The organism is Kocuria sp. SM24M-10 (genome assembly GCF_001027955.1).
In the GTDB taxonomy this organism is placed as follows: Bacteria; Actinomycetota; Actinomycetes; order Actinomycetales; family Micrococcaceae; genus Kocuria; species Kocuria oceani.
This window is the reverse complement of sequence record NZ_LDNX01000157.1, coordinates 25,680-40,369: the sequence shown is the minus strand read 5'-3', so window position 1 is coordinate 40,369 and position 14,690 is coordinate 25,680. Positions and strand designations below refer to the sequence as shown.

At 74.0% G+C, this 14,690-nt stretch carries 11 protein-coding genes; 7 read left to right on the top strand and 4 right to left on the bottom strand.

Going from position 1 to position 14,690, the window contains the following annotated elements:
• Positions 1–65 precede the first annotated feature (65 nt).
• Together ABL57_RS18715 and ABL57_RS18710 are read left to right on the top strand one after the other, a co-directional pair.
• Positions 66–3,386: a beta-phosphoglucomutase family hydrolase gene (locus ABL57_RS18715; protein ID WP_047804995.1), complete on the top strand. Its 3,321-nt coding sequence runs from the start codon at positions 66–68 to the stop codon at positions 3,384–3,386.
• 50 nt (positions 3,387–3,436) lie between these two features.
• On the top strand, positions 3,437–3,973 hold the full coding sequence (locus tag ABL57_RS18710; RefSeq protein WP_047804994.1) for a gamma carbonic anhydrase family protein: 537 nt from the start codon (positions 3,437–3,439) through the stop codon (positions 3,971–3,973).
• A gap of 21 nt (positions 3,974–3,994) precedes the next feature.
• Here ABL57_RS18710 and ABL57_RS23450 read toward each other — a convergent pair whose 3' ends face one another.
• Positions 3,995–4,645, bottom strand: coding sequence for a TetR/AcrR family transcriptional regulator (locus ABL57_RS23450; RefSeq protein WP_047804993.1), 651 nt, complete (start codon positions 4,643–4,645; stop codon positions 3,995–3,997).
• 81 nt (positions 4,646–4,726) lie between these two features.
• Between ABL57_RS23450 and ABL57_RS18700 the strand changes: the two genes are divergently transcribed.
• The 3 genes from ABL57_RS18700 (at position 4,727) to ABL57_RS18690 (ending at position 8,894) form a co-directional block, all read left to right on the top strand.
• Positions 4,727–5,821 (top strand): Gfo/Idh/MocA family protein, encoded by a 1,095-nt coding sequence (locus ABL57_RS18700; RefSeq protein ID WP_047804992.1) that lies wholly within the window; start codon positions 4,727–4,729, stop codon positions 5,819–5,821.
• A gap of 155 nt (positions 5,822–5,976) precedes the next feature.
• The gene (locus tag ABL57_RS18695; RefSeq protein ID WP_371212495.1) at positions 5,977–6,480 is read left to right on the top strand and encodes an Hsp20/alpha crystallin family protein; all 504 of its coding nucleotides are present in this window, start codon (positions 5,977–5,979) and stop codon (positions 6,478–6,480) included.
• 191 nt (positions 6,481–6,671) lie between these two features.
• Positions 6,672–8,894, top strand: a complete 2,223-nt coding sequence (locus tag ABL57_RS18690; protein ID WP_047805010.1) for an NADP-dependent isocitrate dehydrogenase — start codon at positions 6,672–6,674, stop codon at positions 8,892–8,894.
• Between the two features lie 117 nt (positions 8,895–9,011).
• On the opposite strand, the gene purH is transcribed toward ABL57_RS18690, so the two are convergent.
• On the bottom strand, positions 9,012–10,622 hold the full coding sequence (gene purH / locus ABL57_RS18685) for a bifunctional phosphoribosylaminoimidazolecarboxamide formyltransferase/IMP cyclohydrolase (protein ID WP_047804991.1): 1,611 nt from the start codon (positions 10,620–10,622) through the stop codon (positions 9,012–9,014).
• 166 nt (positions 10,623–10,788) lie between these two features.
• Positions 10,789–11,361, bottom strand: a complete 573-nt coding sequence (gene purN / locus ABL57_RS18680) for a phosphoribosylglycinamide formyltransferase (protein ID WP_082157578.1) — start codon at positions 11,359–11,361, stop codon at positions 10,789–10,791.
• 59 nt (positions 11,362–11,420) lie between these two features.
• Between purN and ABL57_RS18675 the strand changes: the two genes are divergently transcribed.
• Positions 11,421–11,921: a hypothetical protein gene (locus ABL57_RS18675; RefSeq protein WP_047804990.1), complete on the top strand. Its 501-nt coding sequence runs from the start codon at positions 11,421–11,423 to the stop codon at positions 11,919–11,921.
• Here ABL57_RS18675 and ABL57_RS18670 read toward each other — a convergent pair.
• A complete protein-coding gene (locus tag ABL57_RS18670; RefSeq protein WP_047804989.1) occupies positions 11,816–13,411 on the bottom strand; it encodes a DUF6350 family protein in 1,596 nt (531 codons plus the stop codon). The two genes, ABL57_RS18675 and ABL57_RS18670, sit on opposite strands and share 106 nt — an antisense overlap.
• Before the next feature lie 113 nt (positions 13,412–13,524).
• Here ABL57_RS18670 and ABL57_RS18665 point away from each other — a divergent pair, with 113 nt between their 5' ends.
• On the top strand, positions 13,525–14,688 hold the full coding sequence (locus ABL57_RS18665; RefSeq protein ID WP_047804988.1) for a glycosyltransferase family 1 protein: 1,164 nt from the start codon (positions 13,525–13,527) through the stop codon (positions 14,686–14,688).
• Positions 14,689–14,690: the final 2 nt, after the last annotated feature.

The following is a 14,690-nucleotide window of genomic DNA, read 5'->3' as shown; positions in this document are numbered from 1 at the left end:
GCTGGGTTTCTCCGTGCGGTTCCGCCGGGGCCGCGGACGCCGCACCCACGTCCGGAGGAACCCCCGTGAACGCTCTGCCCACCGCCCCGTTCACCGCGTCCCTGCCCCGCATCGGCGGCTCGGACGGTCCTTCGCAGCCCGTCGACCAGCTCCGCATCCCCCACGAGGCCGTGATCTTCGACATGGACGGCGTGGTCACCGACACCGCCGCCGTGCACGCCGCGGCCTGGAAGACGCTCTTCGACGGGATCCTGGCCGACGACCGGCTCGAGCCGGCGGTGGAGGGCGCGGCGGTGGACCGGCGGGCCTTCGACGAGGACGCCGACTACCGCCACTACGTGGACGGCCGGCGGCGCGAGGACGGGATCCGCTCCCTGCTCGCCTCCCGCGGCGCCCGCCTGCCCGAGGGCGACGAGACCCCGGGGGCGTGGTCGGTGCAGGGCCAGGCGGCGCTGAAGAACACCTACTTCCAGGAGGCCCTGGAGGTCACGGGCGTGCGGGTCTTCGAGAAGACCGTGGCGCTCATCGAGCGGCTGCGGGCGGCCGGGGTGCCGGTGGGCCTCGTGACCGCCAGCCGCAACAGCGTCCCGGTGCTCGCCGCGGCCGGGCTCCAGGACTCCTTCGACATCATCGTGGACGGGCACTTCGCCGCCGAGCACGGCCTGCCCGGCAAGCCCGCCCCGGACACGTTCCTCACCTGCGCCCGGATGCTGGGCGTGGACCCGGCCCGGTCCGTGGTGATCGAGGACGCCGTGTCCGGGGTCCAGGCCGCCGCGGCGGGCGGCTTCGGCACCGTGGTGGGGATCCGCCGGCACGGCGAGCGCCGGGACCTGTTCCGGGCCGGCGCCACGACCGTGCTCAACGACGTGGGCGAGCTGGACCTCGGCGCCCGCCGCGACCACCCCTGGAAGCTGGTCTTCGAGGGCTTCGACCCGGCGACGGAGGCCCGGCGGGAGACGCTGCTGACCCTGACCAACGGCTACATGGGCGTGCGCGGGTCGGCCTGCGAGTTCTCCGCCAACGGGGTGCACTACCCCGGCAACTACCTGGCCGGGGTCTTCAACCGGGTGGTCAGCCACCTCAGCGGCCGCGACGTCGAGCACGAGTCCATGGTCAACGCGCCCAACTGGACGCACCTGGACCTGCGGGTCTCCGGCGGCGACTGGTGGTCCGAGGGCGGGCTGCACCCCTCCGAGGAGCGCACCGAGCTGGACCTGCGCCGCGGTCTGCTCATCCGCTCCCTCGTGCTGACCGACCTCAACGGCGACCGCGGGGAGGACGGCTCCCGCGCCCGCCTGGAGATCGTCCAGCGCCGCCTCGTCTCGCTGCGCTACCGGCACCTGGGCGCGCAGGAGACCACCGTGACCGCCCGCGGCTTCTCCGGGCGCCTGCACCTGCGCACGGGGATCGACCCCAGCGTCCGCAACACGGGGGTGGCGGAGTACCAGGACCTCAACGACCACCACCTGGTGGACCTCGAGTCCACGTCGCTGCCCGACGACCACGAGACCCTGCTCTCGCACGTGCGCACCACGCAGTCCAAGATCGAGATCACCACCGCGCAGCGCACCACGATCGAGGGCGGTCAGAACGTGCGGGAGCGCCGGGAGATCCGCCCCGGCGGCACGGAGTTCCGCCGCCACCAGGTCAACATCGCCGACGGGCGGCCGGTGATCATCGACTCCACCACCGCGGTCGTCACCAGCCGCGACGCCGCGATCGGCTCCCCCCGCGAGGGGGCCCTCGCCGAGCTGGACCGCAACCCGAGCGGCGTGCGGGGCCTGCTGCCCTCGCACGAGGTCGAGTGGTCCCTGCTGTGGGACCGCTACGACGTGGACGTGTGCCCGGACCCCGAGGCGCAGACCCCCGAGCTGCTCCTCACCCAGCTGGCCCTGCGGGTGCACCTGTTCCACGTGTCCCAGACCCTCGCCCCCCACATGTCGCTGCGCGACGCCGGCGTGCCGGCCCGCGGCCTGCACGGCGAGGGCTACCGCGGGCACATCTTCTGGGACGAGCTCTACATCCTGCCGGTGGTCAACCTGCGGGAGCCGCAGGTGACGCGCTCGCTGCTCTCCTACCGGTGGCGCCGGCTGCCCATGGCCAAGCACCGCGCCATGGAGTTCGGCCTCGAGGGCGCGGCGTTCCCCTGGCAGTCCGGGTCGGACGGGCGGGAGGAGACCCCGCCGGAGCTGTTCAACCACCACTCCAACCGGTGGCTGCCCGACAACTCCTGGCGGCAGTTCCACGTGGGCCTCGCGATCGCCCACAACGCCTGGATCTACTACGAGACCACCGACGACGTCGACTGGCTGGCCGGCCAGGGCGCGGAGCTGATCATCGGCATCACCCGCCTCTTCGCGTCCCTGACCGACTACGACCCCGCGGACGGCCGCTACCACATCGCCGGGGTGATGGGACCGGACGAGTACCACGACGGTCCCCGCGGCCAGCACGGCGGTGGGCTGAAGGACAACGCCTACACGAACGTGCTGGCGGCCTGGCTGTTCCGGCACAGCGCCCACATCTTCCACCACATGGTCGAGCACCAGCGCGAGGAGCTCTCCGCCCGCTTCGGCCTCTCGGCGGAGGAGGTGGGGACCTGGCAGCGGATGTCCGAGCGGATGTTCGTGCCGTTCAACAAGGACGGCACCATCAGCCAGTTCCACGGCTACGACGACCTCGACGAGCTGGACTGGGAGTTCTACCGGGCCAAGTACCGCAACATCGGCCGCCTCGACCTCCTGCTGGAGAACGAGGGCGACATGACCAACAACTACAAGCTCGCCAAGCAGGCGGACACGATCATGCTCGTCTACCTCTTCGGCCCCGACGGCCTCGTGGAGGAGCTCGGACGGATGGGCTACGAGGTGGACCACGCCGCGATCGAGCGCACCGTGGACTTCTACATCGCGCGGTCCTCGCACGGCTCGTCCCTCTCCCGGGTGGTCAACGCCTCGGTGCTCGCCTGGCTGAACCCGGACCGGTCCTGGTCGGCCTTCCAGGACGCGCTGCTGATCGACCTGGACGACACCCAGGGCGGGACCACGGGCGAGGGGATCCACCTCGGCGCCATGGCCGGCTCCGTGGACGTCGTCACCCGGGCCTACGCGGGCCTGCGCGTGCGCGGGGAGTGGCTGGAGTTCGACCCCGCGCTGCCCAGCCAGCTGGAGCGGGTCAAGTTCACCGTCCTCTACCGGGGCCAGGTGATCCGCGTCTGCATCGACCACCACGTGCTCGAGCTCGAGGGCACCTCGCGGCGGGCCGGCAGCGTCACCATCCACGTGCACGGGGCCGAGTACGTGCTCAAGGGCGGGCAGAAGATCCGGGTCGCGATCCAGCAGCGCCACCCGCTGGGCACGGTCCCGGCGGCGTCGCGGCACGCCTGAGCCGGACCGGCCGCCGCGGGATCCCCGGCGGCGGCCGCTACGCTGGGGCCATGCAGCGCCCCGCCCCGACCGGACTGGTCCTCCCGCACGCCGGGCACACGCCCCGGATCGCCGCCTCCGCCTTCGTGGCGCCGACCGCGACCGTGGTCGGCGACGTGGAGCTGGGCCCGGACTCCGGCGTCTTCTACGGTGCCACGGTGCGCGGGGACCGCTCCCCGGTGCGGCTGGGGGCGGGCTCGAATCTGCAGGACAACGTGGTGGTCCACTCCGATCCCGGCCACCCCTGCACGATCGGGGCCGGCGTGAGCGTGGGCCACGGTGCCGTGGTCCACGGCTGCACCGTGGAGGACGAGGTCCTGGTGGGGATGAACGCGACCGTCCTCAACGGGGCCGTGATCGGCTCCGGGTCCCTGGTCGCCGCCGGCGCCGTGGTCCTCGAGGGCACCGTGGTGCCGCCGGGCTCGCTCGTGGCCGGGGTCCCCGCCAAGGTCCGGCGCGAGCTCACCGGGCCGGAGCGGGAGAAGGTGCGCGCCAACGCCCGGACCTACGTGCAGCTCTCCGCCGAGCACCGACAGCTGAACGCCTGAGCCCCGACGCCGGCCGCCCGGTCACTGCGCCGCCAGGGTGCGCGCGTAGTCCAGGTAGGCGTCGTGGTCGAATCCGGGCAGCAGGCACGACTGCACCACGTAGCCCTGCAGCACCGAGAGGATGGCCTGGGCGAACATCGCGACCCACTCCCGGGAGCGGTCCGGGCCCAGGCCGAGCTCCTCGGCGGCCCACCGGCCGTAGCGCTCCTCGACCTGCTCGCGCACCCGGGCGAGGTGCTCGCCGGCCACCGCGGCCAGGGCCGGTTCGCTCACGGCCTCGCCCCACGTGATCAGCAGCAGCCGCGTGGCCGCCGGGTCCGCGGCGAGCCGCTCCAGCAGCTCCGCCACCCACCCGGCCGGGTCCCCGCCGGTGGCGCCCGCCGACCGCCCGGACCCCTCCCCCGCCGCGGCCCGGGCCGTGCCCTCGTCCCCGGCCGGTGCCGGATCCTCGTCCGCCGTCAGGACGCGGTCCAGAGCCGCCCGCGCGGACGCGACCACGAGCTCGTGCTTGGACGGGAAGTGGTTGTACAGCGCCCCCGCGGACAGGCCCGTCGCGGCGATGATCCGGTGCATCGAGGCCCCGCCGAAGCCGTGCTCCAGGAAGCAGCGGCTGGCGGCCGCGACGATCTCGCGGCGGCGCTCGTCCTTGTACTGCTGGCTGACCCGGGGCACGCCGCCAGTGTAGGCGACGAACGGTCGTTCGGTTCGGTGCCGGGGCCCGTCCCTCCGGGCGAGGCGTGGCAGAATGCGCCCATGCCTGCCACCCCCCTCCCGCCCTTCGTCGACGCCGCCCTCGACGCGGCCCACCTGGACGCCCCGCTCACGCCGACCGGCCGCACGCTCGGCTGGGGCGTGGTCAGCACGGCCGACATCGCCGAGAAGGTGGTCCCGGACATCGCCGCCCTGCCGGACGCCCGGCTCGTCGCCGTGAGCTCCCGCGACCAGCACCGCGCCGAGGACTTCGCCCGCCGGCACGGGGTGGAGCGGGCGTACGGGAACACCGCCGGGAGCACGGGCCTGGAGCGCCTCGCGGCCGACCCGGACGTGGAGGTGGTCTACGTCGCCACGCCGCACGGCTACCACCACCGGGACGTGTCCGTGCTGCTGCGCGCGGGCAAGCACGTGGTGTGCGAGAAGGCCCTGGCGATGACCGCCGCGGAGGTCCACGACCTCCTGGGGCTGGCGCGCGCGCACGGGGTGTTCCTCATGGAGGCCGTCTGGACCCGGATGACCCCCGGCTTCCGCACGGCGATGCACTGGATCCGGGCGGGGCGGCTGGGCCGGGTCCGCTCGGTCGAGGCCTCGATCGGCACCCGCCGCCCGGTGGACCCCGACCACCGGCTCTTCCGCAACGCCGACGGCGGCGGGGTGCTGCTGGACATGATGGTCTATCCGCTGACCTGGACCGGGGCCGTGCTGGGCGCCCCGGAGAGCTGGACGGCGCGGGCCGAGCTGGGCGCCACGGCCGTGGACCTGGACACCGCCCTGACCCTGGACTTCGGGCACGGCCGGGGCCATGTGAGCGGCACCCTCTCCAGCACCGTGCCGCACCAGGTCACCGTCAGCGGCACGCACGGCTGGCTGCGCGTGGACGGGCGGATCAACTGCCCCACGACCCTGGTGCTGCAGAGCGCCGACGGCGCGCGCGGAGGTGCCGCCCCGGTCGTGGAGCAGGTGGAGGTGACCGGGGCCGGGTACGTCTACGAGATGCGCGAGGCCACCCGCTGCATCCAGCAGGGGCTGCCGGAGTCCCCCGTGATGCCGTGGGCGGACTCCCTCGAGCTCGTCGAGCTCTTCGACCGGGTCCGGGAACGGATCGGGGTGGACTACCCGAACGACCGCCGCTGAGGGCCGCACCACCCCGCCGGCATCCGGGTTCGCCCTGGGCGATCGGCCGCGCCAACCGTTGAACCTCGCCCCGCGACGGCGCTATCATCGAGCACAGTTGAGCCGATATGACTCAACTAAATGTCAAGGGCACTGCTCATGGAGTTGAGGAGATGATGGACGTGGCCACGATGTTCACGCCGTTCAACGATTTCGACCGCCTCGCCGCCTCGCTGTTCGCCCGCCAGGGCCTGCGGGAGATGCCGATGGACCTCTACCGGGACGGCGACCGCTACATCCTGCGGGCCGAGCTGCCCGGCATCGACCCGGACAGCGTCGACGTCGACGTCGACGGTCAGCTGCTGACCATCCGGGCCGAGCGGAAGCTGCCCGAGGTCCAGGACGTCCAGTGGATCACCCGGGAGCGGCAGAGCTCCTCGTTCGTCCGCCAGCTCAACCTCGGCCAGGGCATCGACATCCAGAACATCGCCGCGAGCTACGACAACGGCGTGCTCACGGTGACCATCCCGGTGTCCGCCCAGGCCAAGCCGCGCAAGATCCAGGTGGTCTCCGGCCAGGGCGAGCAGCAGGCCCTGGACGAGGGGCAGGAGGGCGACCGGGTGATCGGCGAGGGCGAGCTCGTCAACGGCACCCGCTCCACGCAGTCCACCGAGGGCTGATCCCGCCGGCGCGCCGGCGCCCCGGCACCGCCGCGGCCACGGGCCCGTTCCCCCCGGGGAGCGGGCCCGTGGCCGTGCCCGGGAGCGCCCTCGGGCGGGCGCCGGTCAACGGGGCGGGCGCGGGCTCGGGTATCTTGGCACCAGGACACACCGACCCGCATCCGTCGACAGACATGGGAGACAGCCCGCACATGGCCAAGATCATCTACACCCGCACCGACGAGGCGCCCCTGCTCGCCACCTACTCCTTCAAGCCGGTCATCGAGGCCTACGCCTCGACCGCCGGCGTCGAGGTCGAGACCCGGGACATCTCCCTGGCCGGGCGCATCCTCGCGGCCTTCAGCGACCGGCTGCCCCAGGAGCAGCGGGTCGACGACGCCCTCGCCGAGCTCGGCGACCTGGCGAAGAAGCCCGAGGCCAACATCATCAAGCTGCCGAACATCTCCGCCTCCGTCCCGCAGCTCAAGGCCGCGGTGAAGGAGCTGCAGGAACAGGGCGTCGCCCTGCCGGACTACCCGGACGAGCCGGAGACCGACGAGCAGAAGGACACCCGCGCCCGCTACGACAAGATCAAGGGCTCCGCCGTGAACCCGGTCCTGCGCGAGGGCAACTCCGACCGCCGCGCCCCCGCCTCGGTGAAGAACTACGCCCGCAAGAACCCGCACCGGATGGGCGAGTGGTCCGCGGACTCCCGGACCAACGTGGCCACCATGGCCGCGGACGACTTCCGCGACAACGAGAAGTCCGTGGTCATGGACTCCGAGGACACCCTCCAGATCCGCCTGGTCGGCGAGGACGGCAGCACCACGGTGCTCAAGGAGTCCGTGCCCGTGCTCGCCGGCGAGGTCGTCGACGCCACGGTGATGCGGGCCGCCGCCCTGGACGCGTTCCTCGCCGAGCAGGTCGAGCGCGCCAAGCGGGAGGGCGTCCTGTTCTCGGTGCACCTGAAGGCCACCATGATGAAGGTCTCCGACCCGATCATCTTCGGCCACGTCATCAAGGCGTTCTTCCCGGAGCTCTTCGCCGCCCACGGCGCCACCCTGGAGCAGGCCGGCCTCTCCCCCGCCAACGGCCTGGCCGCGATCCTCAACGGCCTCGACGCGCTCCCGGCCGAGGTCCGCGACGAGGTCCGGGCCGCGATCGACAAGGGCCTGGCCGACGGCCCGGCGCTGGCGATGGTGAACTCCGACAAGGGCATCAGCAACCTGCATGTGCCCTCGGACGTCATCGTGGACGCCTCGATGCCGGCCATGATCCGCACCTCCGGGCACATGTGGGGCCCGGACGGCGAGGAGGCCGACACCCTGGCGGTGCTGCCGGACAGCTCCTACGCCGGGATCTACCAGGCCGTGATCGACGACTGCCGCGCCCACGGCGCGTTCGACCCGCGGACCATGGGCTCCGTCCCAAACGTGGGCCTCATGGCGATGAAGGCCGAGGAGTACGGCTCCCACGACAAGACCTTCGAGATCCCCGCGAAGGGCAGCGTCCAGCTCGTCGACTCCTCCGGCACCGTGCTGATCGAGCACGAGGTCTTCCCCGGCGACATCTGGCGCGCCTGCCAGACCAAGGACGTCGCGATCCGGGACTGGGTGAAGCTGGCCGTGACCCGCGCCCGGGCCTCCGCGACGCCGGCGGTGTTCTGGCTGGACCGCACCCGCGCCCACGACACCAACCTCATCGCCAAGGTCGAGCAGTACCTCGCGGAGCACGACACCGAGGGCCTGCAGCTCGAGATCATGTCCCCCATGGAGGCCACCGCGTTCTCCATCGACCGGATCCGCCGCGGTGAGGACACGATCTCCGTCACCGGCAACGTGCTGCGCGACTACCTGACCGACCTGTTCCCGATCCTCGAGCTGGGCACCTCCGCGAAGATGCTCTCCGTGGTCCCGCTGATCAACGGCGGCGGCCTCTTCGAGACCGGCGCCGGCGGGTCCGCGCCCAAGCACGTCCAGCAACTGGTCGAGGAGAACCACCTGCGCTGGGACAGCCTCGGCGAGTTCCTGGCCCTGGCCGCGAGCCTGGAGCACCTGGCCTCCACGGCGGACAACGCCCGCGCCCGCATCCTCGGCGCGTGCCTCGACCGTGCCACCGGCACCTTCCTGGAGGAGAACAAGTCCCCCAGCCGGAAGGTCGGGGAGATCGACAACCGCGGCAGCCACTTCTACCTGGCCCTGTACTGGGCCCAGGAGCTGGCCCGCCAGGACGAGGACACCGAGCTGGCCCAGGCCTTCACCTCCGTGGCGGAGCAGCTGGCCGCCCACGAGGACGCGATCAACGAGGAGCTGCTCTCCGTGCAGGGCAGCCCGGCGGACATCGGGGGCTACTACCGCCCCGACGACGCCAAGACGTTCGCGGTGATGCGCCCCTCGGAGACCTTCAACCGGGTGCTCGCCTCGCTGTCCGTGTGAGTCGACCCCGTGCGGGTCGCGCCGCCCGGCGCGACCCGCACGCACGGCAACGGCCGCATCCCCCTCGGGGGTGCGGCCGTTGCCGTGCGCGGCGCCGCAGCCGCGCCGGGGAGCGGGTCAGTGGAAGAAGTGCCGCGCCCCGGTGAAGTACATGGTCACGCCGGCGGCCTCGGCCGCGGCCACGACCTCCTCGTCCCGGATCGAGCCGCCGGGCTGGACGACGGCGCGCACGCCCGCGTCGAGCAGCACCTGCAGCCCGTCCGCGAACGGGAAGAACGCGTCCGACGCCGCCACGGACCCCCGCGCGCGCTCGGCCCCGTCCTCCCCCAGCCCGTCGGCCCGCTCCACGGAGAGCCGGCAGGAGTCCACGCGGTTGACCTGGCCCATGCCGATGCCCACCGAGGCGCCCTGGTCGGCGAGCAGGATCGCGTTGGACTTCACGGCCCGCAGCGCCTTCCACGCGAAGGCGAGGTCGGCCAGCGTCCGCTCGTCGGCCGGCGCCCCGGCGGCGAGGGTCCAGGAGGCGGGGTCGTCACCGGCGGCGTCGAGCCGGTCGGCGACCTGGAAGAGGGCCCCGCCGGAGACCTGCCGGTACTCGAGGGCGTCGCGGGCGAAGCCCTCGGGCAGCTCCAGCAGGCGGATGTTCTTCTTCTCCTGCAGGAGCTCCAGGGCCTCCGGCTCGAAGCCGGGGGCCACGACGACCTCCGTGAAGATGTCCTTGACCGTCTCCGCCATGGCCCGGGTGACGGTCCGGTTCGCGGCGATCACCCCGCCGTAGGCGGAGAGCGGGTCGCACGCGTGGGCCTTGCGGTGGGCATCGGCGATCGGGTCCTCGGCGCCGGGGGTGGCCACGGCGATGCCGCACGGGTTGTTGTGCTTGACCACGGCCACGGCCGGCTCGTCGAAGTCGTAGGCGGCGCGCAGGGCGGCGTCGGCGTCCACGTAGTTGTTGTAGGACATCTCCTTGCCGTGCAGCTGGTCCGCCTGGGCGATGCCGGGGGCGGCCGCCTCGTCGACGTACAGGGCGCCCTTCTGGTGCGGGTTCTCGCCGTAGCGCAGGGAGGCGGAGCGCTGGAAGGCCAGCCCCGCGTAGGGCGGCCAGAAGTTGGCGTCCTCGTCCTGCTCGAACTGCTGGGCCGTCCACGTGGCCACGGCCGTGTCGTAGGCCGCGGTGTGGGCGAAGGCCGCGGCGGCCAGCCGGCGCCGGGCCGCGAGGTCGAAGCCTCCGGCGCCGGCGGCCTCGACCACCGCGCCGTAGGAGGCGGGGTCCACCACCACGGACACGGCCGCGTGGTTCTTCGCGGCCGCGCGCACCATGGAGGGGCCCCCGATGTCGATCTGCTCGACCACCTCGTCCTGGCCGGCGCCGGAGCGCACGGTGTCCACGAACGGATAGAGGTTCACGACCACGAGGTCGAACGGCTCGATCTCCAGCTCCGCGAGCTGGTCCACGTGCTCCTGCTTGCGGCGGTCCGCGAGGATCCCGGCGTGCACGCGCGGGTGCAGGGTCTTCACCCGCCCGTCCAGGCACTCCTGGAAGCCGGTGATCTCGGAGACCTCGGTCACCGGGACCCCCGCCTCCGCGATCCGCCGCGCGGTGGAGCCGGTGGAGACGATGGCCACCCCGGCCTCGTGCAGACCGCGGGCCAGGTCGTCCAGCCCGGTCTTGTCGTAGACGGACACCAGCGCCCGTCGGATGGGCACGCGGTCAAGTCGGATGGGGCTCACAGGTTCTCCAAGCGTCGGGGTCGGGGCTGCCGGCGGAAACCGCCGGAGACCATTTTACGGACCCGCGCCGCCACGCCCCTGCGTGCGCCCGGACCACCGGGCGGGCGGGCGTCCGGACCGGGGCCGGGGGGAGGGCCCCCACCCCGTCCGCGGGACCCCGGCGGGCTCAGCGGGCCGGGACGGAACGGGCGAGCAGGCCGAGGGCGTCCACGAGCAGCTCCCGTTCGGCGGCCTTGATCCGCTCGTGCAGCTGCGCCTCGGTGTCCTCCTCCCGCACCGGCACCGCCGCCTGGGCGAGGATCGGGCCGGCGTCGACGTCGGCCACGACCTCGTGGACGGTGACCCCGGTGACCTTGACCCCGTGGGCGAGGGCGTCCCGGACCGCGTGCGCGCCGGGGAAGGAGGGCAGCAGGGACGGGTGGGTGTTGACGATCCGTCCGCGGAACGCCTCCACGAACTCGGCGTCCACGATCCGCATGAACCCGGCGAAGAGCACCCGGTCGGGGGCGTGGGCGGCGACCGCCTCCTGCAGGGCCCGGTTCCACCGCGTCCGGTCCGGGTGGTCCGCGGGCCGGACGAGGAAGGTGGTGATCCCAGCCGCCTCCGCGCGCTCGAGCCCGAGGCAGGGCTTGTCCGCCCCCACGGCGGCGACCTCGACTTCGATCCGGCCCGCGCCCACGGCGTCGAGGACCGCCTGCAGATTGGTGCCGGACCCGGAGACCATGACCACGATGCGCATGCGGCCGAGTCTAGTCGGGCGGCGCGGGCCGGTCCGCGCGGTGCCCTAGAGTGAGGAGCATGACCCCTCCCCGCCCGCATCCCGAGCCGACCCCCGCGGACGCCCGGCGTGCCGCCACGACGCGCACGGCGGGAGCCGCGCTGGTGTGCGCGGCGGTGGCCCTCGTGCTCGTCGGCTCCGGGCTGTGGCCGACGGTGGCCGGGCTCGTCGCCGCGGCGGCGGGCCTCGGTCTGGGCATCGCGGCGCTCGTGCGCTCGCGCGGGTCCGGCCGGCGCGCGCTGCTGGTCGTGAGCGCGGTCGCCGCGATCGTGCTGGGCGCCCTGAGCCTGGCCACCGGCGGAGCGCGGCTGCTGCTGTGGCCGGTGGCCGAGGCCTATCAGCAGTGCGTGTCCAGCACCCTGACCCTCTCCGGGACCGCGCAGTGCCAGCAGCAGCTCGAGGACGGGATCTGGAGCTACCTCTCCGGGGACCCCGGGACCTCGGAGGGCGCCGCGGGCGCGTCCACGTCGAACGCCTCGGCCGACCCCGCGGCGTCCCCGGCGGCCACCCCGCGCCCCTGAGCCGGGCGCGGGACCGCGCTGCTGCCCGCTCCCCCCGCCGGACCGGCCGAGCGCATGGCCCGCCGCGCCGCGGCCTCGGCCCGGCGGCGCCGGCGGGCCTCCCGCCGGCCCGCCCGCCCGAGGTCCTCCCCGGTCCCGTCCCCGGGATCCTCCTCGGGGTCCGCCCCGGCGGCGCCGCCGCGCAGCGGCGCGAACGGCGGCTCCCGCTCCAGCCACGGGCCCACCACGTAGCCCACGACCGCCCCCACGGCCACCTCCGCCCCGAACCACAGCAGCACGTCCGGACCGTGCGGGCCGATCACCGTGAGCCGGCCCAGCCCGAGCGAGCCCTGCGCCAGCCAGCTCAGCAGCATCGCCAGCACGCCCGCGACCGCGCCGATGAACAGCGCGGTCAGCAGCGTGGAGAGCGGGAAGGTGATCCAGCGGGCGGGCAGCCGGATGGCCATCCAGTCGTCGAGGTGGTTCTCGCCCTCCCGCAGGAACCACCAGCCGGCGAGCACCCCGGCCAGCACCGGCAGCACGACCACGACCGCCGACCAGGACGGCAGCTCGCCGGGGGGCAGCGCGGCCAGGGCCGGGAGCAGCGGGACCGGCCCGGTCTGCGTGCCCAGCGGTGACGTGTGCGTGCCGTCCCCCACCTCGAAACCCGCGCCGGTGGCCCACGCGAGGGCGTAGACCGCGAGGTTCGGCAGGTAGCCCAGCTGCAGGCCCGTCAGGGCGGTGTCCCCCGGGGCCCCGGTGCCCAGCCGCTGGTAGACGTTCACCACGTCGTTCCAGTTCCACAGCAGCGCGGCGGCCAGCAGCGCCGCCCCGGCACCGACCCCGGCGACGGCCGCGACGAAGCCCGCCCGCAGCACCGCCCACACGTAGGAACCGGCCCACCGCGAGTACTGGCTCGTGCGCTCGACCCACGCGGCGGCGTTGACGCCGATCAGCCCGGGCAGGGAGCGGGAGGCCCGGTACGCCCCGACGAACGCGCCCAGGGCCACCGGCACGAGGGGGAACACCGCGGCGGCGGCCGGTCCCGCAGCGATCTCGCCGGTCCCGAAGAGCAGCGCGGCCACGGCCCCCGCGGCGGAGTACACCGCGAGCCCGCTCAGGTACGGCTGCCAGAACTGGCCCTCCCAGCAGGCCCGTGCCAGCCGCCGGCCGGCGTGCCAGGCCAGCACGAAGGGCACGAGCGTCAGGCCCAGCGGGACGAGGTTGACGGTCCCGGTGGTCGCGGGCAGTCCGGCCCCGGGGTCCAGGGCGACCTGCAGCGGGGTGAGGTGGGCCAGCAGCCACACCTGGCCGGAGAGCACGAAGCTGCCGGTCAGCCCGAGCGAGTCGAAGCCGTCGGCGAGCCACACCATGAGAACGGTCAGCAGGATCAGCAGGTAGGAGACCACGGCCACGGAGCCGAGCTCCACCACGCCCTGCAGCCACAGCGGCATGGGCACGCCGCGGCGGTCGGCGGACGGGGCGGGGGAGGAAGAGCCTAGGGAGTTCATCACCGCCCATCTTCCCACGCCTCCGGGGCCCGGGCCGAGGCTTCACGGGGCCTTCACCGGCGGGCCACGTGCCGCTCCCCCGGCGGACGCCCGTGCCGGGAAGGCTCGGCGCCATGAGAGTCGCCGTGGTCGCCGAACAGTTCCTCCCCCACCTCAACGGTGTCACCCACTCGGTCCTGCGGGTGGTCGAGCAGCTGAGCGCCCGCGGGCACGACGTCGTGGTCCTGGCGCCCTCCTACGACCCCGCGCCGCTCGGGCGCCTCGCCGAGGACGTCGTCGAGGACCTCGACGACGTGCCGGTGCACCGGCTGCCGGCCCTGCCGCTCACCGGCTATCCCGACGTGCGCGTGGCCGGCGGCACCGTGGCCCGGGTGCGCCGGCACCTGGAGCGGTTCCGCCCCGACGTCGTCCACGTCGCCTCCCCGTTCGTCCTCGGCCGGCGGGCGATCCTCGCGGCCCAGCAGCTCGGCGTGCCGGCCGTGGCCGTGTACCAGACGGACGTGCCCGGCTACGCGGCGAAGTACGGAGCGCCCTTCCTCGAGCAGCTCCTGTGGGGGCACGTGCGGAGCATGCACAACGCCGCGGCCCTGACCCTCGCCCCCTCCTCCTCGGCGGTGGCGCAGCTCACCGCGCACGGGGTGCGCGACGTGCACCTGTGGCGGCGCGGCGTGGACACCGCCCGCTTCTGCCCGCGGCACCGCGACGAGCGGTGGCGGGCGGAGGTCGCGGGCGGCCGCCGGATCGTGGGCTACGTGGGCCGGATCGCCCCGGAGAAGCAGGTCGAGGACCTCGCCGCGGTCGCGGACCTGCCCGGCACCCGCCTCGTCGTGGTGGGGTCGGGGCCGGAGGAGGAGGCGCTGCGGCGCCGCCTGCCGGACGCGCACTTCACGGGTCGCCGCTCCGGGGCCGAGCTCGCCCGCATCATGGCCTCCCTCGACGTGTTCGTGCACCCGGGCGAGTTCGAGACCTTCTGCCAGACCGTGCAGGAGGCCATGGCCTCGGGGGTGCCGGTGGTGGCCACGGGCCGGGGTGGTCCGGTGGACCTCGTCGACTCCTCCCGCACCGGCTGGCTCTACCCGCCGGGGGACCTCGCGGCGCTGCGCGGGCACGTGGCCGACCTGCTCGGCGACGAGGCCAAGCGGGCCGCCTTCGGGGCCGCCGCGCACGCCGCCGTGCAGGGCCGGACCTGGGACGTGCTGGTCGGGCAGCTGCTGGAGCACTACGACCGTGCCGTGGCCCTGGGCGCCCGCGGCCCGCGCCACCGCCGGACCGTCTGAGG

Coding starts and splice junctions, on each gene's coding strand:
- ABL57_RS18710 (WP_047804994.1), top strand. CDS start 3,437: ATGCAGCGCCCCGCCCCGACCGGACTGGTCCTCCCGCACGCCGGGCAC.
- ABL57_RS18700 (WP_047804992.1), top strand. CDS start 4,727: ATGCCTGCCACCCCCCTCCCGCCCTTCGTCGACGCCGCCCTCGACGCG.
- ABL57_RS18695 (WP_371212495.1), top strand. CDS start 5,977: ATGGACGTGGCCACGATGTTCACGCCGTTCAACGATTTCGACCGCCTC.
- ABL57_RS18690 (WP_047805010.1), top strand. CDS start 6,672: ATGGCCAAGATCATCTACACCCGCACCGACGAGGCGCCCCTGCTCGCC.
- purN (WP_082157578.1), bottom strand. CDS start 11,361: ATGCGCATCGTGGTCATGGTCTCCGGGTCCGGCACCAATCTGCAGGCG.
- ABL57_RS18675 (WP_047804990.1), top strand. CDS start 11,421: ATGACCCCTCCCCGCCCGCATCCCGAGCCGACCCCCGCGGACGCCCGG.
- ABL57_RS18670 (WP_047804989.1), bottom strand. CDS start 13,411: ATGAACTCCCTAGGCTCTTCCTCCCCCGCCCCGTCCGCCGACCGCCGC.
- ABL57_RS18665 (WP_047804988.1), top strand. CDS start 13,525: ATGAGAGTCGCCGTGGTCGCCGAACAGTTCCTCCCCCACCTCAACGGT.